This window comes from Mycolicibacter kumamotonensis, assembly GCF_002086285.1.
GTDB classification, from domain to species: Bacteria; Actinomycetota; Actinomycetes; order Mycobacteriales; family Mycobacteriaceae; genus Mycobacterium; species Mycobacterium kumamotonense.
Window position 1 is genome coordinate 18137 of record NZ_MVHU01000030.1, and the last position, 22304, is coordinate 40440.

28 protein-coding genes and 2 tRNA genes are annotated in these 22304 nt (G+C 65.8%); 24 read left to right on the forward strand and 6 right to left on the reverse strand.

Annotated features, from left to right (window positions below; genetic code table 11):
* Positions 1-95: 95 nt before the first annotated feature.
* The 5 genes from BST28_RS17495 (at position 96) to BST28_RS17515 (ending at position 3255) form a co-directional block, all read left to right on the forward strand.
* Positions 96-347, forward strand: coding sequence for a hypothetical protein (locus BST28_RS17495; protein ID WP_083082117.1), 252 nt, complete (start codon positions 96-98; stop codon positions 345-347).
* Between the two features lie 67 nt (positions 348-414).
* The gene (locus BST28_RS17500) at positions 415-2208 is read left to right on the forward strand and encodes a hypothetical protein (RefSeq protein WP_083082119.1); all 1794 of its coding nucleotides are present in this window, start codon (positions 415-417) and stop codon (positions 2206-2208) included.
* Positions 2205-2549 carry a hypothetical protein gene (locus BST28_RS17505; RefSeq protein ID WP_083082121.1) on the forward strand — a complete coding sequence of 115 codons (345 nt, stop codon included), beginning with the start codon at positions 2205-2207 and terminating at the stop codon, positions 2547-2549. The genes BST28_RS17500 and BST28_RS17505 overlap by 4 nt, the downstream gene beginning before the upstream one ends.
* A complete protein-coding gene (locus BST28_RS17510) occupies positions 2546-2791 on the forward strand; it encodes a hypothetical protein (RefSeq protein ID WP_083082123.1) in 246 nt (81 codons plus the stop codon). Before BST28_RS17505 ends, BST28_RS17510 begins: the two co-directional genes overlap by 4 nt.
* 92 nt (positions 2792-2883) lie before the next feature.
* On the forward strand, positions 2884-3255 hold the full coding sequence (locus tag BST28_RS17515; RefSeq protein WP_083082125.1) for a hypothetical protein: 372 nt from the start codon (positions 2884-2886) through the stop codon (positions 3253-3255).
* Positions 3256-3385: 130 nt separating this feature from the next.
* Here the strand turns inward: BST28_RS17515 and BST28_RS17520 are convergent, their stop codons facing one another.
* Positions 3386-3700: a hypothetical protein gene (locus tag BST28_RS17520; protein ID WP_133054309.1), complete on the reverse strand. Its 315-nt coding sequence runs from the start codon at positions 3698-3700 to the stop codon at positions 3386-3388.
* 291 nt (positions 3701-3991) lie between these two features.
* On the opposite strand from BST28_RS17520, the gene BST28_RS17525 reads away from it, so the two are divergent.
* The 15 genes from BST28_RS17525 to BST28_RS17595 all read left to right on the forward strand — a co-directional run bounded on the left by BST28_RS17525 (position 3992) and on the right by BST28_RS17595 (position 17248).
* Positions 3992-4303: a hypothetical protein gene (locus BST28_RS17525; RefSeq protein WP_133054310.1), complete on the forward strand. Its 312-nt coding sequence runs from the start codon at positions 3992-3994 to the stop codon at positions 4301-4303.
* Complete coding sequence (locus tag BST28_RS17530; protein ID WP_083082128.1) at positions 4300-4884, forward strand: GIY-YIG nuclease family protein; 585 nt, start codon at positions 4300-4302, stop codon at positions 4882-4884. The genes BST28_RS17525 and BST28_RS17530 overlap by 4 nt, the downstream gene beginning before the upstream one ends.
* Positions 4881-6698 (forward strand): hypothetical protein, encoded by a 1818-nt coding sequence (locus tag BST28_RS17535; RefSeq protein WP_083082129.1) that lies wholly within the window; start codon positions 4881-4883, stop codon positions 6696-6698. The genes BST28_RS17530 and BST28_RS17535 overlap by 4 nt, the downstream gene beginning before the upstream one ends.
* Positions 6691-6966 carry a hypothetical protein gene (locus BST28_RS17540; RefSeq protein ID WP_083082130.1) on the forward strand — a complete coding sequence of 92 codons (276 nt, stop codon included), beginning with the start codon at positions 6691-6693 and terminating at the stop codon, positions 6964-6966. The genes BST28_RS17535 and BST28_RS17540 overlap by 8 nt, the downstream gene beginning before the upstream one ends.
* Positions 6963-7889 carry a hypothetical protein gene (locus tag BST28_RS17545; protein ID WP_133054311.1) on the forward strand — a complete coding sequence of 309 codons (927 nt, stop codon included), beginning with the start codon at positions 6963-6965 and terminating at the stop codon, positions 7887-7889. The genes BST28_RS17540 and BST28_RS17545 overlap by 4 nt, the downstream gene beginning before the upstream one ends.
* A gap of 807 nt (positions 7890-8696) precedes the next feature.
* Complete coding sequence (locus BST28_RS17550; protein ID WP_133054312.1) at positions 8697-9110, forward strand: hypothetical protein; 414 nt, start codon at positions 8697-8699, stop codon at positions 9108-9110.
* 2 nt (positions 9111-9112) lie between these two features.
* A complete protein-coding gene (locus BST28_RS17555) occupies positions 9113-9394 on the forward strand; it encodes a hypothetical protein (protein WP_083082133.1) in 282 nt (93 codons plus the stop codon).
* 3 nt (positions 9395-9397) lie between these two features.
* Entirely contained in the window at positions 9398-9970 is a 573-nt protein-coding gene (locus BST28_RS17560; RefSeq protein WP_083082134.1) for a hypothetical protein, read from the forward strand.
* Entirely contained in the window at positions 9970-12381 is a 2412-nt protein-coding gene (locus BST28_RS17565; protein WP_083082135.1) for an FtsK/SpoIIIE domain-containing protein, read from the forward strand. The genes BST28_RS17560 and BST28_RS17565 overlap by 1 nt, the downstream gene beginning before the upstream one ends.
* Positions 12378-13073, forward strand: coding sequence for a hypothetical protein (locus tag BST28_RS17570; RefSeq protein ID WP_083082136.1), 696 nt, complete (start codon positions 12378-12380; stop codon positions 13071-13073). Before BST28_RS17565 ends, BST28_RS17570 begins: the two co-directional genes overlap by 4 nt.
* Positions 13074-13203: 130 nt before the next feature.
* Entirely contained in the window at positions 13204-13404 is a 201-nt protein-coding gene (locus BST28_RS17575; RefSeq protein ID WP_083082137.1) for a helix-turn-helix domain-containing protein, read from the forward strand.
* Positions 13401-14294 (forward strand): hypothetical protein, encoded by an 894-nt coding sequence (locus BST28_RS17580; protein WP_083082138.1) that lies wholly within the window; start codon positions 13401-13403, stop codon positions 14292-14294. The genes BST28_RS17575 and BST28_RS17580 overlap by 4 nt, the downstream gene beginning before the upstream one ends.
* A gap of 333 nt (positions 14295-14627) precedes the next feature.
* Positions 14628-14999 carry a hypothetical protein gene (locus tag BST28_RS17585; protein ID WP_083082139.1) on the forward strand — a complete coding sequence of 124 codons (372 nt, stop codon included), beginning with the start codon at positions 14628-14630 and terminating at the stop codon, positions 14997-14999.
* A gap of 73 nt (positions 15000-15072) precedes the next feature.
* Complete coding sequence (locus BST28_RS23725) at positions 15073-16416, forward strand: hypothetical protein (protein WP_133054313.1); 1344 nt, start codon at positions 15073-15075, stop codon at positions 16414-16416.
* Between the two features lie 244 nt (positions 16417-16660).
* A complete protein-coding gene (locus tag BST28_RS17595) occupies positions 16661-17248 on the forward strand; it encodes a M48 family metalloprotease (RefSeq protein WP_133054314.1) in 588 nt (195 codons plus the stop codon).
* 62 nt (positions 17249-17310) lie between these two features.
* Here the strand turns inward: BST28_RS17595 and BST28_RS17600 are convergent, their stop codons facing one another.
* The 3 genes from BST28_RS17600 to BST28_RS23730 form a co-directional block, all read right to left on the reverse strand.
* Entirely contained in the window at positions 17311-17805 is a 495-nt protein-coding gene (locus BST28_RS17600; protein WP_133054315.1) for a hypothetical protein, read from the reverse strand.
* A 70-nt stretch (positions 17806-17875) separates the two neighbouring features.
* The gene (locus tag BST28_RS17605; RefSeq protein ID WP_083082143.1) at positions 17876-18058 is read right to left on the reverse strand and encodes a hypothetical protein; all 183 of its coding nucleotides are present in this window, start codon (positions 18056-18058) and stop codon (positions 17876-17878) included.
* Positions 18059-18062: 4 nt separating this feature from the next.
* A complete protein-coding gene (locus BST28_RS23730) occupies positions 18063-18281 on the reverse strand; it encodes a helix-turn-helix domain-containing protein (RefSeq protein WP_133054316.1) in 219 nt (72 codons plus the stop codon).
* Positions 18282-18405: 124 nt separating this feature from the next.
* Here BST28_RS23730 and BST28_RS17610 point away from each other — a divergent pair, with 124 nt between their 5' ends.
* The 3 genes from BST28_RS17610 (at position 18406) to BST28_RS17625 (ending at position 20932) form a co-directional block, all read left to right on the forward strand.
* A complete protein-coding gene (locus BST28_RS17610) occupies positions 18406-18786 on the forward strand; it encodes a hypothetical protein (RefSeq protein WP_083082144.1) in 381 nt (126 codons plus the stop codon).
* A gap of 514 nt (positions 18787-19300) precedes the next feature.
* Positions 19301-19714 carry a helix-turn-helix domain-containing protein gene (locus tag BST28_RS17620; RefSeq protein ID WP_083082146.1) on the forward strand — a complete coding sequence of 138 codons (414 nt, stop codon included), beginning with the start codon at positions 19301-19303 and terminating at the stop codon, positions 19712-19714.
* Positions 19715-19717: 3 nt separating this feature from the next.
* Positions 19718-20932 carry a tyrosine-type recombinase/integrase gene (locus BST28_RS17625; protein ID WP_083082147.1) on the forward strand — a complete coding sequence of 405 codons (1215 nt, stop codon included), beginning with the start codon at positions 19718-19720 and terminating at the stop codon, positions 20930-20932.
* A gap of 38 nt (positions 20933-20970) precedes the next feature.
* On the opposite strand, the gene BST28_RS17630 is transcribed toward BST28_RS17625, so the two are convergent.
* Both BST28_RS17630 and BST28_RS17635 read right to left on the reverse strand, forming a co-directional pair.
* Positions 20971-21043 (reverse strand) — tRNA-Arg (locus BST28_RS17630).
* Between the two features lie 34 nt (positions 21044-21077).
* Positions 21078-21168: transfer RNA gene (locus BST28_RS17635), tRNA-Ser, on the reverse strand.
* Positions 21169-21254: 86 nt separating this feature from the next.
* Between BST28_RS17635 and hisC the strand changes: the two genes are divergently transcribed.
* Complete coding sequence (gene hisC, locus BST28_RS17640; protein ID WP_083082157.1) at positions 21255-22301, forward strand: histidinol-phosphate transaminase; 1047 nt, start codon at positions 21255-21257, stop codon at positions 22299-22301.
* Positions 22302-22304: the final 3 nt, after the last annotated feature.

A 22304-nucleotide genomic window follows, 5' to 3' on the forward strand; every position in this document is an offset into this window, starting at 1 on the left:
TCGTGTCTTCGACAGATGATTTCTGAAATCTGAGATATACTACTAAGACAAGCTATACAACGTCGAAAGGACAAACAATGCTTAGCAAGCCGCGCATGCGCGCCATTCTGCGCGATGCAATGGACGACGACCGCATTCCCGAGTACGCGGGCACAGGATGGGTAGCCGAGAATTTCGGTGTGAGCCGCAGCCGCGTATTCGCGGCTATTCACGCGGGAAAGCTCCCCGCGACCCGCCTGAAGAACGAATCACAGAAGGAGAGCTTCTTGATCCGTCCCGAGGACGCCGCGCTGCTCTGGGGATACCTGCTGGACGACGCCGATAAGGGGGAACTGGCTACCGCTTGAAAGCAAAAACCCCGCCGCGTGGGGACGCTATGCGGGGTGATGCTAGCCGTGGAAGCTGGACTACAAGATGACTACGCCCATTGTATCAGTAAACGACGACAACTACAACGTCGACTTCAACACGAACCCGCGCGACTTGTTCGACGCGGAGGAGGTGGAACTCGAAACGCAGCGCCAGAAGGAAGCCGACCGCGCTGCCCTACGCGCGAAGGTGAACTCTAGCGCGCAGCGTATTTCCAACGACCTGGACGAACTGGAGAAGCAGTACCTCAACGCTCTGGTGAAACAGCAACTCTCCCGTGGCGTTAAAGCCAAGCCGCGCCCTAACCCGTTTGGTGTACCGCTCAGCGCGAAGATGCTGGACGATATCGAGCGGGCGTCACATATCTTCACTGCCTCTCCGAAGCTTCAGGAGATTGCATACACAGCTGCGCTGGAGCGAGTCTCCGCGTGGGGGATGTTGGCGGTGTGCCAGATGAACATGGCAACGTGGGTTGATGCAACGCACGTACTGGTGAAGAGTGACGGATCAGAGGGAAAGAGTCTCGAATCAGGGACGAGTCTGTCGACCTATGTGGCGCTCACGTCACTGAGTGGTGGCGGTAAAAGCAAGACCTTTAAGGCGGCGCGTGAGGTAGTGAAGCCGTTTATGCGCCCCATCACCGATGGAACAGGGCAGGGGCTGATCAAGCAATTTGCCGAGGTTGTGAAAATCACACGCGACGAGGACGGGAAGCCCCTCAAGGAACCGTACTACGTCACGCAGTACCGCCGACACATGCTGCTGGTTAACTCACCCGAGGTGAAAAAGCTAAATGCAGAGTTTCTACGCGAGGGCTCCCAGACCGACGCCATGATGCGGTCGATGTGGTCTGGTGAGACGACAGGCAACATGACGAGTGACGTAAACCGTCAGACACTGCTCATCGACAACACGTACCGAATCCACGCTGCCTGGGGCGTACAGCCTGAGAACTCCAAAGGGATCATGGACGGAGTGGCCGACGGCACCCCGCAGCGATTTGTGTGGGCACCTTCCCTGGAGCAGCGCACCAAGGCACGCGCGCCGAAGCGCGTTATCCCGCCGCCTGGTGTGACGTTCCCGAAGCCAACCTGGAACATTGGCGGGAACGTGTTCGGTGGAGGCTCAGAGGAAACGGCGCTGCCCTCGGAGGTAAAAGATGACACGGTGCTACCCGATCCCGTCTGGATAGGGTACGGGCGCGCCCCCCTGATGCAGTTGGAACTCGCGGAGTTGCAGGAGCGTCAGGACGCCGCGCTGGCTACGAAGTCGAACCGTGACGAGTGGTTGGCGCTTACCGATGAAGAGCGTGAGGAGCTGGAACGTGTTATCACGAACTCGCACGGGACGCTGACCCGAATCAAGCAAGCCGTGCTCTTCGCGTGGCTGGATGGACGACCCGAGCCGACTGACATGGACTGGGTGCTCGCCAAGGCACAAATGATGGTATCTCGTGCCACCGCCGCTTTCGCCTACGACGAAATGATGGATGCCATGGAACGCGACGCGAGGAAGGTGGGGGAGCAGCGCGGCGCGGAGATGTTCGCGGCAAACAACGCGAAGGACGCGCTGGAACAGGCTCATGCCATCGTTGCCGCCGACACATTCTGGAATAAGTTGTCGGAGCACGGACCCTTCCCGAAGGACAAGTACCTACGGGATCGCTGGAGTAAGCGTGCGTACTACGCGGCGGGGATGGAGTACCTCGAAAAATCGGAGCAGATTGCAGTACGTCCCGACGCGCACGGCGACCCGATGCTGTGGGCGCTGAAGGACGGCAACTTTCTTCCCGCCGACAAGTTCGCGCGTGTCCAGGCGGCCGCGGCGGCGATGAAATGAGCCGCGCCGCAATGAACGAGTACATGCGTGGGATTCACGATGACTTGGACCGTCGCTACCACGAGACGATGACCGAGTCGTTCGATGCGGTGATCGACGGGCTCAACCTCGCCACGGCCGCGGGAAGGCGGGAGATGGTTTCCCGACTGAAGCGGCTGTGGGGCGGCGGGGCGTCGCTCGTGTACCCGCCGCCCAGGATGGTGGTTGCTCAGCCGCTGCGTCACAGGGTGACCTTCGAAGACGGGGTTGTCGAGGTTCGCACGGTGTGGAACGTGCTCGCCCCCGACGACTCCACGACCCGCTGGACGTTCACGTATGCAGCGGGGGTGAGCGCAGCATGACCGCCCTCCACGCAACCCTCGCCGCCTCCTTCGCATCCCTCCACGGTCGGGACGTGCCATCCGCCCTGGACGAGGAACTCGCCGATATCCAAGTGGAGGTCATGCGCGCCGTGTTGTCCAGCCGAGCCTGGCAGGACTTCAGGCGGGCGGTGCTCCGCGCCGACCCCGCCCTCCTCGCCCTGCCCGTGGAAGAACTGAACGCCCTGGAGGAGCTGCGGGGAGAGGTGACACGCGCCCCGTGACCCCGCCCCGTAGGCCGTACCCGTTACGGCCTACGGGGTACCCCGAAACGTGGAAGGAGGGAGACCCGAAACCGATAGGAAAGAGAGACCCGATGACATACGACAACCCCGCCGAGTACACCCCCGCCCAGAGCGGGGTACGGGCGACGTGGGAGAAGCTGACCGCGTCCTCCACGTACACCGCGCTGGACGCCGCTGAGGCGGTGGACCCGTACCTGACTCCCGCCGAGGAGCAGCGAGTGGTACGCGCGGCGCTGGACAGGCTCTGGAGCGACAAGGACCTCACGCTCCCCGCCCACGACGGCGAACCCGCCCTCACGGCGGAACCCGTGGCGTGGGACGTGACGATAACCGACGAGCGGCTCGTGCACACCGCGACCTTCGCCGCCGTGGCGGAGGGCGAAGACACAGTCCCCGAGCTGTGGACGTTCGAGTGGGGGTGGACCCGTAACACCGCCGCGTAACCCGTAACCCGCCCCGACACAAAAAGAAGCGCCCCTCCCTGGCTGCTCATGCAGGGACGGGGCGCTCTTGTGTCAAACGTGAGCATGAATTGAAAGCGCCTCAAGCATACCCCGCCGCGCGGTACACCGCTCAGATGAGCACACCCTGCCCGAAGTGGGAGCGGTACTCGTACCAGGATTTGAGCTGGTCTTGTGTCCAATGCCCCAGCCCCGCCGTGCCCGAGGCGTTCACGTTGTACCCGTCATCATGTACCGCCAACTCAGGCACGGGCACGTACACCGTGAGCGGGTGAGTGGCGGCGTACACGCCGAGCGCCACGGCGACAGTCCCGAGGGCGAGGACCACGGCGGGGTGCATGGCTGCGCGAATCATGGCGACGGCGGCACGGGTACCGCGAGAGGTACGGGCGAATGCGGGCATGGTGAAAGAGAGAGATGTGGTCATGTGTGAGCCTTCCAGTTGTGTGATTGGTGGGTGGTTGTGTGTAGGGATATTGTACCGAGTCAACCTGTGAAAGTGGAGGGTGAATTACGCCGTGGATTGGCGGGAACGGGGCACGCGGGAATGGCGAAACCCGCAGCGTGACCAGGGAAGATGCACCGCGCGAAAATGGCACGTCCCCGCTGATCGCGCGGCGCGTTACCCTCATTCCCTCCGCCGCCCGCGGTGTATAGGGAGGGTGTACCGCGTGTCATGTTATCCGAACCATTTATTCGATAGTCCGAGGTACGTTATATGGACGATCAAACGAAAGCGAGAGTCATGACCAATACTCACGAAAGGGCGGCACGAGGACGGCCACACAGCGAGTTGCCCGTTGGAATGGAAGAGCGCGCCCGCAGCCTAGAGGCGACCCGCAAGTTTGTGGAAATGCGCCGCCTGGAGTGGAACGAGGCGGTGGACGCCCGAAACAAGATGATCTACTTTGCGCGCAAAGAGGGCATGCCCGTGACCGTGATTGCACGGCTCCTCGGTTTGGCTCCAGGCAGCGTTACCGTGATTCTGCGTAACCTGCGCGGCGTTGAGGCGGAAGAGGCGCAGGCGTGATCCTCCCTACCCTCACTTACACTGCGCTGCCGATTCCCGCACCGTTCGATAAATTCGCGGTGCTGATCGAGGAAGACCGCGTTTGCGGGCTCATTCTGCGCGACGCGATGCGACGCTTTCATGACACGGGCAAGGCGCAGCGGTGCGATTTCAGCGGGAGTATGTGCTACGTCCTGCACAACGCCGAGAACGACTCCGTGAAGATTGGACGAACAGGCGAGCTGCGTAAGCGGTGGCGTGATCTCGAAAACGCGAGCGGCGTGGAGCTGACCCCACTCGTGGTTTGGTACACGCGCGACAGCGCACTGCTGGAGATCAACCTGCACGATGCGTTTTCCTACGCCCGCCGCCCGCGCGGCGAGTGGTTCGACGCGGCTGGTGTGCTCCCTTCCCTGTCAACCGTGATAGCTGGGGCGGAGATATACATTGCCCCGCGTGCCCAGCCCGTGTGGATGGACGACGAGGACACCGCGCCATTCCCGCGCTCCGACCCGCAGGCGGCGCTGGAAGCGATGATCAGCAACTCACAGTCGAAGCTGGACAGCTTGTTCGACCTTGTCAGCGAGGGCGGTGAATCATGACCGCCCTCCTGGACCTCCTGAAGGAGCGGAGCCGTGCCACGATAGAGGACCTGCGCGAGGTGATAACCACGCTCCCCGAAGCTGACGGCGAGGCGGCCCACGCCGCGCTGACCGCCGCCATTGACCGCGGCGAGGTGACGGTTGCCAAGGGAGAATTCTTCTACATAGGGAGCCGCGAGGCCATGGCACGCCAGCGCGCCGAGTTCGAGGCTCAGCGAAGCCGCGGCGTTGGGGACGCTGAGCTTGAAGCGTACGGCGCGGCTCTGACCGACCCCGCCGACCGAGCAGCGTGGAGAACCGTCACGCTGCTGTCCAGCGTCGACCCCGCGCCCGCTGCCGTCGAACCCGAAGCGGAGACGGAGACCGAGGCTCCCGCTCCCCCTCCCGCCGAGACCGACCCGCAGGCGGCGCTCGACGCGATGGTGAGCACGTCCCGCCCGACTCCGCCCGTGCAGCCCGACGTGGACCCCCTCGTGACCAGAACCATGCTCGCCGTGTACACGCGCGGAGGCGTGACGAAGCAGGCGGTGCGTAACGCCGCTGGGCTTGACGCGGCGCGTGTCATCAACCGCTGCCTCGACACGGGGCTGGCGGTGGTGGCGAAGAGCGCCCTGCGCCTGACCGAGGACCCCGCGCGGCGCGAAGAGGTGGTGGTGACCCGCGCCGTGGTTGCGTACCTGCTGGACAACGACGCCCTGCGCGTGGACACGCTCCGCGCCGCCGTGCGAACCCGCGAGCCGAACTTCGAGAACGCAGAGACCCTCCTCAACGCCGCGCTGTCACACCTCCGCGCGACGGGCACGGTGACCGTGCACGACGGCGAGGTGCGCTTGAGCGACGTTGCCCGTGACAAGAAGCGGGCGACCCCGACCGACCTCCCCTGGACTCTCCCCGCGCCGAGCGCCGCGGTGCTGGTGTCCAGCGACCCGCGCGCGGAGATTCTGCTCAGGCTCCTCGACGCGGGAACCCTGCCCGAAGCGGGCGTGACGGAAGCCGCGCCCGAGGTGATCAGTGCGCTCCTCGCCCCGCCCCGCGTGGTGGTTTACCGTGACGGGCGGTACCAGTTAAATCAGCTCCCCGTACCCGTCGACTCCCTCCGCCGCGTACTGGCGACGATCACACGACAGGGCGCGTACCGCGTGGACCCCGTGGCTATCCCCGACGCCGTGGCGTGGCTCGGGCGCGAGGGACTCGTGACGGTGGCGGACACGGGAACGGTGACGCTGACCCGTGAGCTCCTCGCCGTACCCGTGAGCTTTGCGGGCGTGGACGAGTACACGCCGCCCGCCCCTACCGCGGTGACGGGGGAGCTTGTACCCGCGAAGCAGACCAGCGCGGCGGTGGACGTGAGCGAAGACTCCCTCGTGGCTGCGCTGGTGCGGGAACTGGCGGAGTTGACGGGAACGACCCGTGAGATCAGGGGAGAGCTCTTCAGGATGCGCTCGACCGCCCTGCGCGGCGCGGGTGACCTCCCCGACCCCGACGCGGAAGGGTTACTGACCGAGGAGGAACTGGACGCGGTGCGTGAGGTGGCTGCCGTTCTTGGGCAGTACAGCAAAGGGCTGACCGTAACGGAGATCAGGACCAACAAGATAGGGAAGCGGTGGAAGCCTCTTACCGCCGCCGCATTGGAGAACGGCTGGAAGCTCGGCGCGTTTCGACCGACCCCGAAGCTTCAGCAGGGCTGCCAGTGGAAGCTTGCTGACCCGCTCTTGGCGGGCTTCAGAACCAAGGACGAGTTCAACGCCGCGGTGGAAGCGCGCCGATTGGCAGGGAGGAACCGAAACAAGACGAAGGAAGAAGCGAATGTTTGACCAGAGACTGATGGACCCCGCGTGGTACACGCCCCAGCGACACCTTGACGCGCTCGTGACCGTGACCGTCGACCAGAGCGCCGCTTGGCGGGAGTTCGAGGCGTACGCGGCGGAGGTGCGTACGGCCCGCGCGAACGGGCTCCCCGTACCCCCGCCGCCCGCTGGTGTGACGGTGGACACAGCCCCGCCCAGTCACGGGGCGGAGTTACCCTCCAGCGCAGCTGAGGATGACGACGAGGACCTCGACGGATTGGCGGATGAGATATGAGCAGGACCCCCGCAGCGGTTACGCCCTCGGTGACCCGCTGGCACAGACCAACCTCCGCCTTTGCGTGGGCGGTGCTCCTCGGCAGCGCCGCGGCGAGCTCATGGATCAACGCAGAATTTGCGCGAATCGAGAACTCGAACCAGTGGTACCACGCCGCGGTGCCTGGAGTGGTGCTCGTCACACTCGTACTCTTCGAGCTCTCGGTGCTGAGCAAGCTCCCGCGCGCCTACCGATGGATCAGCCTCCTCGGGCTGGGAGTGGTGGCGGGGATCTCCCTCGTCCAGTCATACCTGGCGATTCTTGAGGTGATCCTGCGGTGGACTCCCTCCTCCCCGTTTGCCGTGAACGCAGCGGCCGCGGCGGTGCCTGACGTGGTCATGACGGTTTGCACGGTGCTGCTGATTGGGCTGCGGGTGAAGCGGGATGGCTCTGACACCCCCTCCCGCGAGCCCTCCCGCCTGCGCCTCCTCGCGGCGAAAGCCCAGGACAGAGCCCTCTCCTCCGTGGAGCGTCGACTGGAACCTCCGCCGAACCTCCCCGTGGAGGGGAGGGTGGAGGCTCCCGCTCCCTCCCCCGCCTCTCCCTCGGAGCCTCCCCTCGCGGCTCCCGTGGAGGAAGTGAGGGAGGCTCCCGCTCCCGTGCCGACCCTCCCCGTGGAGCGTCCCGTGGAACCCGAGGATGACCTCCCTCCCCCCTCGGACGCCGCGATGGAGGAGGCGGAACAGCTCCTCCACAGCGGGGAGGCTCCGAAGATTGACCGCGCGAACCTGGCGCGGATCATTGACGGGATCAACGCGGGCCACTCGACTAACCGACTGAAGAAGGACGGACTCGGCGGCGCGGGAACGATTGACAAGGTACGCCGCCTGATGGATAACCGCCGCGAGGATATCCCCGCCGCTTTGTCATTGGTGAACGGATAGCCCCGCCCCTATTCCCCTAATACACGCCCGCCTGGACCCCGCCCAGGCGGGCGTTTTCTACCCCTGCCTTTCCCGCCTGATGGCGGACCTCAATTAAGGGCAGATGTGCCCTCAATCCCTCAGAAAACGCCTAGAACACGTGAATTAACACCCCTTGAGGACACGCGCCGCGCCATCTGATGCAAACCTTGGCGAGTTGGAAGGGGCAAGTAAGGGGTAAAGAAGGGGCAAGAAATGGGTAACAGCAACCTCGAACGTATCCCCCTGATCAACGCGGCGGGTGGACATGGACAGGGGAATGTGGAACGCGAGGCCGTGAATGGATCAGCGCCGCGCGGTACACGCTCCCCGAACCGCGCGGCGCATTCCCCTTGCCCAGTGAACGGATAAGCGGGAACCGCTCCCAGTGAACGTGGAACGCGGAACTCGTGGCGTGTAAGCCGACACGCCGCGATTCCCTAGCACACCGTTAAACGACACGCAAGAACACAACACGGCGTGTCATAACAAAAGGCGGGGAAATTTTATAGAATTACTTCAGCCCCGCGTTGGACTTTCCCTCACTTCCAAGTCCAACGCGGTTTAACGGAGAAGGGCGGCTCCCGCCGCCCTTTAGACAAACAGGAGCATGAAATGAAAGCACAGAGTCGATTGACGACGCTTGTAGCCGCCGCGACATTCAGCCTCGCGCCCGTAGCGGTGGGCGTTACCACACCCGCCGCATACGCGGGACCGACGCACACCGTGACCGTCACGCCGACCCCCTCGCCCAGTAAGGGCGGCGGGTCATGGTCCATGGACGAGTGCATGAAGACCTTCAGCGCTCAGGAATGCGCGAACATCAAGGCTCGGCGTGAGGGGAGCCCCCCGCCGTTCGAGCACAAGGACCCACACGGCGGCGTTGGCGCGCTCACACAGCCGCGCGTGTGGTTCACGATTATCGCCGCCATTGTTCTGGGCAGCGTAGTGATTATCGCCTCCCTCTATGCCCTCTCGGGAGTGGCGGAAGGAGTGAAGAAGGTAAAGGGCGCGATCAAGGAAGCCGAAGCCGAGGAGGCGCGGAAGAAGGCGCAGGAGGAAGCGGAAGCCGCCGCGGCCCAGCGCGCCGAGGATGAGCGCCGTGCCGCCCGTGAACGTGCCGAGGAAGCGAAGGAGAAGGACAAGGCACACGGCTGGGGCAACGTGGAGGACTACCTCGACTTCGTCGGAGAGGACGAGTAGCCGTGGACATCCTCTTGGGAATTGCCTTCCTCGTGGTGTGCTGGCTCATTGTGCGGGGAGCATGGGCCGCAGCAGCGGGCGAGGGTGGCGGGAGTCACGACCTCGCCAGCCACACCTCCCGCACCGAGAAGGCGGAAGACTCCCGCGCCCGCCAGATCAGGGAGGGCGAGGAGACGCAGAGGCGGATCAAGGAGCGGGAAGCGGAGGCGGCGCGCGCACGGGCGCAACGCGCCGCCGAACGTGCCAGACGCCGCGCCGAGCGGGACGACGGCGCGTGGAGCTGACGGATGGACGCTCGCGAGTTCGAGGAGTACACGAACCGCCTTCAGACGGGATACTCCGAAGCGGCTCAGAAATTCTGGCGGGAGGCGGAGGCGCGCGAGCGGCGGCGCAGGGATCACACGCCCCCGCCGTTCACTGAGTACCGCCCCCGCCGTGAGGGTGACGGCGGCGACGGTAAACCGCTGAAGCCCGCCGTGCTCGCCCCCTCCCGCAAGAAATACGAGGCGCTGCTCGGAATGTACCCCGCCCCGCCGTATGAGGACTTTGCACTGATGGACGCCGACACGCAGCGGGAGACCGTGCAGGCGTTGCTGTGGCTGCGTGAGAAGGAGCGGGAGTGGGGACCGCCCCGTACCCGTGAAGAGGCGGAGGGATACGTACGCCGTGGGACGGCGGAGCGCGAGAAGGCGGCGGTGAAGGAACAACGGAACGAAGACAAGGCGCGGGCGAGAGCACAGCGCGAAGAGGACAAGGAACGCGAGCGAATGGAACAGGAAGAGGCAGCCGCGCGGGAACGTGCCGCCGCCTCCCGTGCCCGCGCGCGTGAACTGGCGGATGAGGACGGAGCCTGGGAGTAATGGCGACATCAAAGTACAAGACGAACAAGGACGTTGAGAAAGAGCACCAGCGGGATATCGACGCGAGCCGCAAGATCTACCGCGGCACTGACGCAGAAGTGTCGAAGGCGCGCAAGGGCGTAGAGAAGGAATACGCGCCGATAATCAGCGCCATCGACAAGGAGGCGGCGGCGGAGGAGAAGTCCCTCCTGTCGAAGCCGATAACGCGCTTCACGGGTGGCACGCACAAGTTGGAGAAGCCCCTCGTGGTACGTCACTGGCACGCCGCGCTGCCCGCGGACAAGCTCAACCTCCCAGCGGGGAAGAAGCTCTCCGACAAGCACGGCGGACCGCTCCTGGCACTCCAGCGTGGCGGCGGGATCACACGCGCCAGCGTGGTAGCGCCGAAGATGATGGGCAGGTTTCCCTCGCTGCGGACGGACGCGGACTACAAGAAGCGCGTGGGCGAGGCGCTCCGTGACGTGATGGAGAAGTACCGCCTCCTTGAGCACCTCCGCGACGACCGCCGCATGGCGGGCTTCTTCAGGGAGGTGGGACTGACCGCCGAGACGAAGACGCGCGAAGACGTGGAGGGCGAGTACGGGCGATACACCCGAGACGTGACGACGGTTAACGTGCCGACCCTGCTCTCCGTCACGGTAGGCCGTGGCGGGTTGGAGATGACCTACGCGCACATGGCTGGGCGATCTTCGTCTGACTGGAACAAGCGGCTTCCCGAGCTCCGCGCCGCGTTCAAGAACATGGGCGTGAACGCGGACAGCCTCACGGTTCACGACACGGAACGTGGGGACGTGCTGCTGCGGTTCGATGACGCTGAGTCAGTCTTCCCACTTGCGATCAGCGCCGAGCCTCCGACCCGCGCGGCGGTGAGCGTGGACGACGCGATCAGGCGTTACCCGCTCACGCGGTGGATGCTCGGCGTGGACGCCCTCGGAGACCCCGTGAGCTTTCCTATCGAGACGTACCCGCATGTGCTCGTCACGGGTGGAACCGGCGGCGGTAAGAGCGTGTGGGCGCGCTCACTAATCGAGTCTCTGCGGACGGGATACCGCGACCCCGAGACGGGACGTGATGCGGGCGGCGGGTGGCTCGCGTTCATTTCAGATGGTAAGGGCAGCGACTTCGCCTCGCTTGAGGGTCTGCCAGGAGTGGCGATGGTTGCCCCTGGAACGGACCCAGCACAGGTAGCCGTGATGGTCCGCCGCGTTCGGGAGGAGGTGGAGCGTCGATTTGCACGAGCGGGTGACGAGAAGCGTAGAGGGAACGACGCCTCAGCGTTTGCTGGGATGCAGCCGTGGCTTCTGCTCCTCGACGAGTGGGGGTCCACGGCTATCAAAATGACGGGGTCGTACGGAAAGGAAGCCGAAGGGTTCGAGCAGGATATCGACTTAATCTTGCGCCTCGGGCGCGAGTGCCGAATTCACGCCGTGCTGCTCAGTCAGACGATTCGCAAGACGGGCGCGGGAGCCGTTCCAGGCTCGTGGCAAGAAAACCTGGGGCTGACGGTCTCCCTCGGAGCGCCGTCAGAGATCACTCTGGGGAGTGACGCCTTCACCGCGAGCACCCGTGAACGGGCTGCGTTCATGGGTGCTCGGTTGAAGGGGAAGAAGGGACGCGGTTTGACCGTGGACCGTGAAAACGACACCGTAACCGAGTTCCAGTCGTTCTATACATGGAGCCCTGGAACGACCAGCCTGGCGGCGGGGGCGGACCCGAAAGTGTCTCCGCCGACCCCCGAAGTGCGCGCGTCCTGGGAGCGGTGGCAGCCGATCAGCGCCGCCGTGTCCTGGCTCGCGCCGCGTGTGGGGATCAAAGCCAGCGGTCCAGAGTGGCGTGAGGGAAAGCTGGCGGAGGTATACACGACGCCGCTAGTGCCGATCACAGACCGCAGCGGGAACCTTCGAGACGGGATGGCGAAGTACGACCCGTCGAGCCTGGAGTGGCTGGGACGGAAGAGTGCGGGCGGTGGCGGCGGAAGTCCAGTGCATGACTTCGACTTCGACTCCCTCGACGCCGAGGCTGAACCGACACCCGAACCCGCCCCGAAGGCAGAGCCGCGTGCGGAACCCGAACCCGAGCCGAAGCCCGAGCCGAAGCCCGAGCCGAAGCCCGAGCCGCGCGTAGTGACGGAACCTGAACCCGCCGCGGCGAAGGCGGAACCCGTGCCGACCCCGTCAGTCTTTGCCGTGGGCGGCGATGGCGTAATCGACGCCGAAGTGGTGGACGTGGAACCTGAGCCGACCCCCGCTGCGGCCGTGACGGAACCCGAGATCAGCACAGCCGCGCCGAAGGATGAACCGAAAGCGAAACCGCGCCCGCGTAAGAGCGCCCCGAAGAAGACCGAGAAGACAACCCCGAACCCCGCGCCGAAGAAGACGAGCGGGTCGACCACAGGAGGATTCACCCTATGAGCACCCGCAGCGTATGGGCGGTGGACCCGCTCGCGGGGACCGTGTCCCTCGCCCGTATCGACTCGACACGTCCCGTCCCCGCGATGGGGGTTGTGCACGCGGCGTCAGTGAACTCTCACACGCCCCGCGCGCAGTGGGAACGGATGCGGAAGGCGGCGGATCAGGTGGTGGCGAAGATCACCGCCGACGCAGCGGATGTCCAGCTTGTGATGCTCAGCAAGGCGACCTGGGGAGCCTTCCCCGCCTCGGCGGCGGGGCAGACGAAGGACAGCACCGCTCAGCGCCGCCTCCAGCTTCAGAGCTACATCGAGGACGGACTCCACGCGGCGGGTGTCCCCGTGGCGGAGTACCCGTACATCACCGCTGCGCGGTGGGCGAAGGGAACCCTCGACCCTGGAATGGTGGGGAGTCACCCGATGAAGGAACTGGAGCGGTGGGTCTTCGAGGACTCGGGCTGGGGGATCGAGCCCGTCATGGAAACCCTCGAAGTGCCCGAGAAGGACGGTAAGGAAGCTCACGAGATCACGCGGCGGGTGATCTACCGCTACCCCGTACTCGCCCTCTGCGCGATAGCCGCGCAGGCGGTGGGAATCGACGCGGGAGTCCCGCTCAACGCCGCGCGGAAGGAGCTCGTACGCGGCGCTGGTAACGCGATGATCCAGTACCCGTCAGGGCTGAAGCTGGCGGTGTAGGTAACCCCCGCCCCTGGACGCGCCCCGCCGTGGACATACCACCGCGGGGCGTTTCCCGTTGGCGCGCTGTACACCCCCCCTGTACGCGCCACGTCCCGAAAATGGGACGCGCAGAGTTACCTTCGAATGTATGAGCGAAGAGGAAGCGCTGACGATGCTCCAGCGCGCAGCCGCGAACCGCGCCGTGGCGCGGGACGAATACCGCCGCGCCGTGGCGAAAGCGCACACGGCGGGGTGGAGCTGCGTACGGATAGCCGCGGCGCTGGGAGTGGGGAAAAGCACGGTCCACCGCGTAGTGCAGGAGACCAGAGAGAACGAGAGCGTGAAGTGAAGATCAACACTGAGAGACTGGCGGAACGGCTGACCGACGCGGCGGATGAACCCGACACGGAGACCCCCGCCGTGGACACCGAGACCCCCGCCGACGGCGACGTACCCGCCGAGGGCACCGAGCCGACCGCGCCGTGGCGAGGATGGAAGTCCAGGGCGAAGGCGAAGTGGGACGGTACCTCGCGCATGGGAAAGCTCACCAGCGCCGCGGCGATTGCGGCCGTGGTGGGCGCGGCGGTGTACACGCCGACCGCTGAGCACGTCTCCGTCTACGACGGAACCAAAGTCCCCGCCCCCGCCCCGAACACCGCGCAGGAGACTCCCGCAGCCCCGAGTGACGCGGACCCGTTCCAGGCGATCATGGCGGATGCCGCTGCGTGGATTCCCCCGACGCTGGACACGATGCCCTGCGACCCCGAAGACATGCAGGGGCTGTACTTCTTCAACTCCTCCTCCTGCCGTATCGACCTTACCTACGGGGGGAACGGGAACGTCACGCCCGATGGCGCAGCTGAGCAGACGGGACACCCTGTAGAGGAGACCCGCGACGCTTACCTGCACTTGGTGGCGGGAACCGCCGCGGGATTGGCGCAGGCGCAGCGCGCGGTGGGCGAGGCTACCTGGGACACCGCGCGACCGTACTCGCACCAGCTCAGCGCAGTTTGCCTGGCTGGGGCGTACATGGCGCACGCGGGTATCGACGAGGCGGTGGGCGCGGCGGTGTTGCAGTGGGAATTCAGCCCGGTACCCGACGACGGCGAGCTCCTCTCGGCGTACCTCAACATGAGACTTCACGCCGCGGCTAAGGGCTACCTCTTCGAGAAGAACGAGGGAACTGGCTCGGCGGTGGCGCACTGCACGCACCTCCTCATCAACGCGAACTTCGAGTGAACTATCAACCGAGACAAAGGATTACAGAATGACAACGAAAGAGCGCACAGCGAACCTCGCACAGCGCGCACGCCGAGCCGCCCCGTGGGGCGTGGCGGTTGTGGCCGTGACGGTGGCAGGGGTTGCCCTGGCGCACCCCGCCCCGCACTGTGCCTGCCCGCCCCCGCAATCGAGCACGGCTGAGACTCTCACCCCCGCGCCGTGCCCCGAGGGGGTCACGGCGGGCGCGGTGTGCCTCACGCAGCCCGCCGCGGACCCTGGCGTGTGTGAGGGCGAGCACGCCGACCCCGCAGCCCCGCCGATTGGGCTCCTCCCCGAGAAGGGCGGGCACCGATGACGAACGGGGAGCTCTGCCACGACTACGTCAGCGGCGGTAACCGCGGCGTCATCGCGATGGATCACGACGTGTGCACCGCGCTGGCGGACGCCCTGGAGGGGCTGGCGGATCAGATCGAGGACGACATGAAGACCCGCGCAGCGGTGTACGACGAGACGGTGGAATCACTGAAGGTGGAGGGAAACATCCCTCCCGTATATCAGGATTTCACGGCGGCCCTCGTGGAGATGAAGAAGAAGCACGCGGCGAATACCCGCACGCTCACCGAGCGGCTGCGTCACGACGCGAAGATTCTGCACGCGGAAGTGAAAGCGGATATCGACAAAGAACGACGGATGGCGGCGCGAGTGCACGCCATCGACGTATAAGCCCTGGTAGAGAGGTAAATTTAGATATGAACTTCCCGCTGTTATCGCACAGCGCGACGAAAGGTAAATGAAGATGGCAAGTTCGCCACACGTGGAAATGAGTGAGGTATACACAGCCGCGTCGACGAAGCTGGGGAACATCAACATTCCGTTCCCTGAGAATTTCCAGGGCGCGACCGCGACCAAACTTCAAGAGATGAACGCGGCGATGAACCAGTTCTTGGCGTCCACCGCGGATCATCTGAGCAGCATGGGCACGATCACGTCCACGCAGGGCACAGCGGACGGAGACCTCGACAAGGCTCCGAAGCCCAAGGTTGTCGAGGCGAAGGAGAATAAGGCGAAGGTGCTGGAGATGCGCGCCAAGGCGACTCCGACCTCCGCCAACAAGACGGCGGCGAAGGCAGCCCAAACCGACGCCGACGACACCCGCCAGCAGCGTGAGGCGGCTCTCGCGAAACACGAGGCGGCGTCCACGGAAACCGCCGCGAAGATGAACGGACTCACGCCGCCCACCGCGCCGAACATCCCAGGCAGCCCGACGTACGACCCTTCAAAGCCGTTCAGTGCCCCGACAGGAGGGGAAGAGGGCTCGGGAAGCCTCGGAGACGGGGTCCCGACCGAGGCGCAGCCGATGAACAATCCCCCGTCCAGCTCTCCCTCCGACACGGATGGTGCTGGCGACCCGTCAACTGGCGGCGGACCGTCCTCCAGTTCACCGTCAACAGGCGGTGGAGACGACCCCAGCAACGACCCCTCGAAAGCGGGAACGCAGCTCAGCGGAGACAACAACGCCGGACAGAACCCGTCAGCCCTTCAGCAGGGACAGGGTCAACCGCAGGGTCAGGGCGCACAACCAGGCGGCGGCACCGGCGCGCCGAGCACTGGTGCAGGGAACATGCTGGGTACCCCTGGCGCGACGTTGCCGAAAGACGACAAGAAGAAGCGAGACCCGAAGGACGACTTGCCCGCCTACGGCGCGGGCGCAGCGGCGGGCGGAGCCGCTGGTGCAGCCGCCGCGGCTGGGGGTGTCGGTTCGTCCGTGAGTGGTGTCGGAACCAACACCAAGATTTCAGGCGCGGGACTCACCGCACCTACGCCGATTGGCGCGAAGGGACCGATCCCAGGTTCCCCTGGCGACTTGCAGCGCCGCGCTGGGGGCATGGGCGGTGGCGGTATGGGAGGCATGGGCGGTGGTGGCGCTGGCGGCGGAAAGTCTCGGAAAGCGGAGGGTGACCCCTCTCGCTACATCGACCCGAAACAGGTCGGCGCGGACGTACTCGCGCGGACGGTCGAGGGCGGGATCGTGCAGCGCTCGAACGCCGACTACAAGAGCCCTGATGAATGGGCGGGGAATAATTTGGAGTTTGACAAGGACTTGACTCCAGATCAGAACCGCGACAACAATCACCGATGACGTGAGCTGCGGAAACGTGCCTGAAAATGGCACGTCCCTACGCCGAAACGGGAATTAGGAAATGAAATACAAAAGAGACGGTATTCTAGTGCATATGAACACGAGAAAGCAAAAGGTAATGGCGGCGGGGTTTATCGCCCTCGCGGCTATCTCCTCCGCTGCGTGTTCGTCTCACACGGACGGACACGCAGCCGTGAGCGTGGCTCCGTCAACGGCTGCATCTCCGTACGAGTACACCCCCAGCGTGACGGGTACCCCGACCACCAAGCGGGCGGTCATGGAGCGGGTCAACGTCTCAGCGGTGGCGGGCATGTCCGACGGCGACGCCGTGGAAGCCGTGGCAAAGGCAGCGAAGAGCTGGTACGTCGCTGATCTGGGCGTATCCATGCCAACCGTACGGCTGGACCCGACCGATCTGACTCAGCTGAAGTGCGCGGGCGACTCGCGCACCCACACCGACGCCGCGCGTGCGTGCCCCGCGTCGCTCCAGATCCAGTGGAGCGAGGTGTACGTGGCGAAGATGCGTGACGGCGGGGACTCCGTACACCGCGTGTACAGCGTGATGGCGCTGATGGGTCACGAGCTCGGGCACATCGCACAGACGGTCAAGGACGCCGACACCCACAATGAGCTTCAGGCTGAGTGCCTCGCGGGCGCGTTCGTACGCGCGCAAGGTGTGCCCGCCGCCGAGGCGGGACGGGGCGCGGGTACGGCCATCGCCGCCGTGGACTCGCGTTCGGGCGCACACGATGATCTCCTCGAAGCGTTCGCCTCGGGATACGACGTGTCCAACCCCGCCGCCGTGTGGAGTACCTGCGCGGCTGTGAAGTAACCCCGACACACGCAAACGGGAGCCTGGTCTGGTTGACCAGGCTCCCGTTTCGCGTTCAGGGGTCAGGGAGTTACCACCGCCACCTCCGCCGCGCCCATCGCCTCCACGATGGCGTGCAGGGCTGTGCGGTCCACGGTCCACGCGCCCGTCTCCTCGTACTGGTCGAGCAGCTCCAGCGCGCGGCTGTAGTCGAAGAGCCAGAGTTTCCCGTCCAGCGTCCCGTGCACGGCGGCGAGGGACTCGCCCGCCCGTACCCGCTCGTGCAGGCGCGTCGTGGACGCTTCCATGTCGCCGCGCAGGAGCGTGATGCCCTCTGTCACGAGTGCCTGGGCGCGGTAGAACTCCTCTCCGAGCCGCGCGAGGCGCTCCACGGTCACACGCGCCTCGGGCGCGTCATCCTCGGCGCGCGCAACGGCTAGCGTCACGGCCGCGCGGGTGCAGGCGTCGCTGAGGGCGTCGAGCTCATGGAGCCGCGGGAGCAGGGTCCATGAGGCGTGGACCTCGTTCTTCATTGTCTCCGCGAGGATTTCGAGGTGTTCTGGGGTTTCGATGTTCACGTTGGGGGTCTCTCTTTCTCTTGTTTGTTTCGGGGCTCCCTCCTTCCAGCGGGGCGTTTTCCGTTGTGGATCAACTGGCAGCGGGAAGCATCCCCTGGAACATCTCCACGGGCCACTCCTGCTCGCGGCACACCTCCCACGCTTCGCGCGCCGCGTCGAGCCAGTCCACCTCGGCGCTCGACGGGTCGGACACCGTCGCCACGGCGCGCGTCCACGCGATCTGTTCCTCTTCGGGGGCGTTTCCAAGATTCACTGTGTCAGTCCTTCTCGCCGCGCCTGATCTTGGAAACCTGCGCGGGGGAAAACCCGCACGCTTCGGCGACGCGGGTCGGTGGGATTCCCGCGTGAGCCCTGATCAGCTCGCCGCGTTCACGGGTGATGGCGCGGCGTTTCTCGGTGTACGCCGCCGCGCGGCGGGTCAGCCGCCGCATTTCAACCAGAGCCTCATGCTCTGCTTCAGTGGGAAAGTATCTCATGGACTAAGTATAGCATAACCTTAACCCGTGGGTTGATGAAATGTACATCCTACCTGTCATTATGGCAAAACTCTAAAGGGGCGTGTCTTAACCCTTGGGTTAGGTTTCAAGATACACTTTAAGCATGAACAACGAGATCTTCAACACCGACCTGACCGCCCTCCTCCGCTACGCCGCTGCGGGTACCGAAGACGCCCTCCGCGAATACCTGACCGCCGCTACCGACGACAACGCCGCCCTGCCCGACGCCGACAACACCGACTGGATGGCGGTGGTGCCTGGATTCGACGGGCGCGACGCCCTCCGCCTGGACCTCGCGTACTTCGACGCCGAGGAGCTCCGCGTGACCCCGACCCTGCTGGGCATCGCCGCCGCGTGGCTCGTAGGCGCGCAGATGCTGCACACGCCCGAGTACCGCGCCGAGTACCGCGAGCAGTACCTCAAGGCGCTGGGCGAGCTGTGGTGCCCCGCCGACGGCGTGGACAACTCCGCCTGGGCCGCGTAGCCCGCCAAGACCCGCTCCATGCTCGCCCCCGCGCCCTGTGTACACGCTCCACGGCGCGGGGCGCGGGTTCCAAAACCCCCTGACCTGGGAGTATCTACGCCCCCTCCCCTCCCGCCGTGGGCAAAGAAGAACCCGCCCTCGGCGCGGAGGGCGGGTACAGGGGGAACGGGGAGCGGGTTACACCGCCGCCAAGTCCCCGAGGTGGAGCAGCGCCGCCACGGGCGCGGAGGGCACACACCAGCGCTGCCCGATACGAAAACAGGGAACGGGGAGAGCCTCGTCCCGCGCCTGGCGGTTAACCGTGGACAGGCTCACGCCGAGCAACGCGGCGAGATCGGTCAGATCAATGGCGGGAAGGGTACGTACGCGGTGGACTGCCTCCTCTGGGGTGGGCGTCCGCCGCTGGGGCGGGTTGGGCATGTGTTCGTTCTCCTTGGTCTGTTTGCCAGAGCATATCACGTGTGACACAGGAGTTGCTCCGTGATACAGAACGGGCACGTGCTACCTTCAGAGCATGACCGCCGATACCCCGCCCCGCGACACCTCGGCGGTGGTGGGCGTGAATCTGGCGCGGCTCCGCGCCGATACCCGCCATACAACGCGCACCCTCGCCGCTGAGGTGGGCGCGACGGGGCTGCGTATGTCGTCCAGCGGGATCACCGACATAGAGAGGGGACGCCGCGCCGTGAGCGTGGACCAACTCACCGCCCTGGCGGTGTGCCTCGGGGTGTCACCGCTCGCGCTGCTCACCCCGCTGCCCGAGTACCCCGACGCGGTTATCGCCCTCACGGGTACCCCGTCACGTCCCGCCGCGTCGCTGTACCGCTGGCTGCGAGGCGAGCAGGCTCTGAACGACGAGACCCTGGACGCTTACGAGCGGGCGACGTTCCGCCGCCGTTCCACCCCGCCCTGGACTTGGGAGACGTAGCGCATGGCTGGACGACCGACACTGGAGATTGGCACGCACGGCGACATCGCCGTGTACCCCGTGAAAGGGAAGGAGGGCGTGTACGAAGCGGCGACCCGCTACCGCGACTCTGACGGCAAGACCCGCAAGGTGGGCGCGCGCGGCGCTACGGCCGCGAAGGCGAAGGCGGCCCTGCGCGAGCGCCTCCGAGACCGCGCTGCCCGCACCGAATCCGACACCCTCACGCCCGACTCCACGGTGGAAGCCCTGGTACGGCAATGGCTCGCCACGCTGGAGCCGAAACGCCGCAGCGTGACCGAGGTCCGCGCAGGCTCCCTGGCTGACGGGACGGTCGACTCGTACATTGACACCGCCGAGCGGTTCGTCATCCCTGGCATGGGCGCGGTACGCCTGCGGGAGCTCTCCACGCAGCGCGCCCAGGCGTACCTGTCGAAGACCACGTCGAACCGCCACCACATCAGGACCGTGCTCATGCAAGCCTGTACGTGGGGCGTACGAATGGGGGCGCTCACGCACAACCCCGTACGGGACACCGAACCGCCTCCCCCGTCACGGCCCGACCGCCGCGTGCTCGACGTGGACGACATCATGGAGCTCGCCCGTCGAACCGTGGAGTACACGCAGCGCCCGCCAGGGAAGGGTGGACCCCCTCGCGGTAGCGACATCTTGGAGATCATCGCCCTGCTGATGGCGACGGGCGAGCGCACAGGCGAGGTGCTCGGGCTGCGCTGGGAGGATGTGGCGTACCTGGACGACGAGACCCGCCCCGCCGCCGTGACTATCGCGGGGAAGGTCTCACACGGCAAGTACGAGCTCTTCCCCAAGTCAGAGCACGGCTACAGGACCCTGCAACTCCCCTCGTACGGGCGGGAAGCCCTGCTGCGTATGCGGGCGCGGGGACTCCCCTTCCCGTGGGTCTTCCCGTCACGGGCGGGCACGCCGCGATGGAACAACAACGTGAACCGCACCTGGCGCGAGATCAGGGGTGCAGACTACGACTGGGTCGTCCCGCGCTCCTTCCGCAAGACCGCCGCCACGGCGGTAGAGGCGGAGTACGGGGCTGACGCGGCGGCGGCACAGCTGGGGCACGCCTCCCCTGATGTGACACGGCGGCATTACATCCGCCGCGCCATCGAAGTGGCTGACCACAGCGCGGCGTTGGAGCGCTTCGATCCGTTTTCGTTCGATAACCGTTCGAGCGAGGCGGTTCAGGGTTAGTGAGCGGGGCTAAACACCGCTCTGACCTGTGCTGCAAGTGCGCCCGAAGGGATTCGAACCCCCAACCTTCTGATCCGTAGTCAGATGCTCTATCCGTTGAGCTACGGGCGCCGGTCTTCAGTTGTCGGACGAGCAAGCTCGACCGTGGCGGAGGCGAGAGGATTTGAACCTCCGGTCCCCGGTAAGAGGACAACTCATTAGCAGTGAGTCCCATTCGGCCGCTCTGGCACGCCTCCTCGAACTCGTTGAGGGTACCGGATCGATGCCCCGGCTTCGAAACCGCGGGTTCAAGCGGGCCGGCGGCGCACATATGCTGTGGTCCGTGACCGCCCGTCTGCGCCCTGAGATCGCTGCACTGCCCGCCTACGTCGAGGGTAAGACGGTGCCGGGATCGATCAAGCTGGCCAGCAACGAGACGGTGCAGCCACCGCTGCCCAGCGTGGTCAAGGCCGTCGAAGCCGCGCTGGCCGGGACCAACCGTTACCCGGACAACGGCTACGCCGCGCTGAGGGCCCGGCTGGCCGAACATGTCGGGTTCGCCCCGGAGAACGTCGCCGCGGGCGCCGGATCGGTGAGCCTGTGCCAGCAGCTGATCCAGATCAGCGCCGGTGCGGGCGAGGAGGTGGTGTTCGGCTGGCGCAGCTTCGAGATCTATCCGCTGCAGGTCCGCACCGCCGGTGCCGTGCCGGTGCAGGTGCCGCTGCGCGAGCACACCTACGACCTGGACGCGATGCTCGACGCCATCACCGAGCGCACCCGGCTGATCTTCGTCTGCAACCCGAACAATCCGACCTCCACCGTCGTCGACCCCGAGGCGCTGGCCCGGTTCGTGGCCGCGGTGCCGCCGCACATCCTGGTCGCCATCGACGAGGCCTATGTGGAGTACACCCGGGACGGCATGGCGCCCGACAGCCTGGGGTTGGTTCGCGAATATCCGAATGTGGTTGTGCTACGGACGTTTTCGAAGGCCTACGGGCTGGCCGGGCTGCGGCTGGGCTATGCGGTCGGGGATGCGGAGATCATCACCGCCCTGGGCAAGGTCTACGTGCCGTTCACGGTGTCCACCGTGGCGCAGATCGCCGGGATCGCCTCGATGGATGCCGCCGACGAACTGCTGGCCCGCACCGACGCGGTGGTCGCCGAGCGGACCCGGGTCTCCGCGGCGCTGCGGGACGCCGGGTTCGAGCTGCCGGAGTCGCAGGCCAACTTCGTGTGGCTGCCGCTGGCGCAGCGCACCGCCGAGTTCGTGACCGCCGCCGCCGAGGCCCGCATCGTGGTGCGCCCCTACGGCTCCGACGGGGTCCGGGTGACCATCGGCGCGCCGGAGGAGAACGACGCGCTGTTACGGTTCGCTCAGGGCTGGATCTGAGGA

What these genes read in the sequence shown, in the direction of transcription:
- BST28_RS17495 (WP_083082117.1), top strand. Translation starts at nt 96, where the DNA reads ATGCGCGCCATTCTGCGCGATGCAATGGACGACGACCGCATTCCCGAG.
- BST28_RS17500 (WP_083082119.1), top strand. Translation starts at nt 415, where the DNA reads ATGACTACGCCCATTGTATCAGTAAACGACGACAACTACAACGTCGAC.
- BST28_RS17505 (WP_083082121.1), top strand. Translation starts at nt 2,205, where the DNA reads ATGAGCCGCGCCGCAATGAACGAGTACATGCGTGGGATTCACGATGAC.
- BST28_RS17510 (WP_083082123.1), top strand. Translation starts at nt 2,546, where the DNA reads ATGACCGCCCTCCACGCAACCCTCGCCGCCTCCTTCGCATCCCTCCAC.
- BST28_RS17515 (WP_083082125.1), top strand. Translation starts at nt 2,884, where the DNA reads ATGACATACGACAACCCCGCCGAGTACACCCCCGCCCAGAGCGGGGTA.
- BST28_RS17520 (WP_133054309.1), bottom strand. Translation starts at nt 3,700, where the DNA reads ATGACCACATCTCTCTCTTTCACCATGCCCGCATTCGCCCGTACCTCT.
- BST28_RS17525 (WP_133054310.1), top strand. Translation starts at nt 3,992, where the DNA reads ATGGACGATCAAACGAAAGCGAGAGTCATGACCAATACTCACGAAAGG.
- BST28_RS17535 (WP_083082129.1), top strand. Translation starts at nt 4,881, where the DNA reads ATGACCGCCCTCCTGGACCTCCTGAAGGAGCGGAGCCGTGCCACGATA.
- BST28_RS17540 (WP_083082130.1), top strand. Translation starts at nt 6,691, where the DNA reads ATGTTTGACCAGAGACTGATGGACCCCGCGTGGTACACGCCCCAGCGA.
- BST28_RS17545 (WP_133054311.1), top strand. Translation starts at nt 6,963, where the DNA reads ATGAGCAGGACCCCCGCAGCGGTTACGCCCTCGGTGACCCGCTGGCAC.
- BST28_RS17550 (WP_133054312.1), top strand. Translation starts at nt 8,697, where the DNA reads ATGAAGACCTTCAGCGCTCAGGAATGCGCGAACATCAAGGCTCGGCGT.
- BST28_RS17560 (WP_083082134.1), top strand. Translation starts at nt 9,398, where the DNA reads ATGGACGCTCGCGAGTTCGAGGAGTACACGAACCGCCTTCAGACGGGA.
- BST28_RS17565 (WP_083082135.1), top strand. Translation starts at nt 9,970, where the DNA reads ATGGCGACATCAAAGTACAAGACGAACAAGGACGTTGAGAAAGAGCAC.
- BST28_RS17570 (WP_083082136.1), top strand. Translation starts at nt 12,378, where the DNA reads ATGAGCACCCGCAGCGTATGGGCGGTGGACCCGCTCGCGGGGACCGTG.
- BST28_RS17575 (WP_083082137.1), top strand. Translation starts at nt 13,204, where the DNA reads ATGAGCGAAGAGGAAGCGCTGACGATGCTCCAGCGCGCAGCCGCGAAC.
- BST28_RS17585 (WP_083082139.1), top strand. Translation starts at nt 14,628, where the DNA reads ATGACGAACGGGGAGCTCTGCCACGACTACGTCAGCGGCGGTAACCGC.
- BST28_RS23725 (WP_133054313.1), top strand. Translation starts at nt 15,073, where the DNA reads ATGGCAAGTTCGCCACACGTGGAAATGAGTGAGGTATACACAGCCGCG.
- BST28_RS23730 (WP_133054316.1), bottom strand. Translation starts at nt 18,281, where the DNA reads ATGAGATACTTTCCCACTGAAGCAGAGCATGAGGCTCTGGTTGAAATG.
- BST28_RS17610 (WP_083082144.1), top strand. Translation starts at nt 18,406, where the DNA reads ATGAACAACGAGATCTTCAACACCGACCTGACCGCCCTCCTCCGCTAC.
- BST28_RS17620 (WP_083082146.1), top strand. Translation starts at nt 19,301, where the DNA reads ATGACCGCCGATACCCCGCCCCGCGACACCTCGGCGGTGGTGGGCGTG.
- BST28_RS17625 (WP_083082147.1), top strand. Translation starts at nt 19,718, where the DNA reads ATGGCTGGACGACCGACACTGGAGATTGGCACGCACGGCGACATCGCC.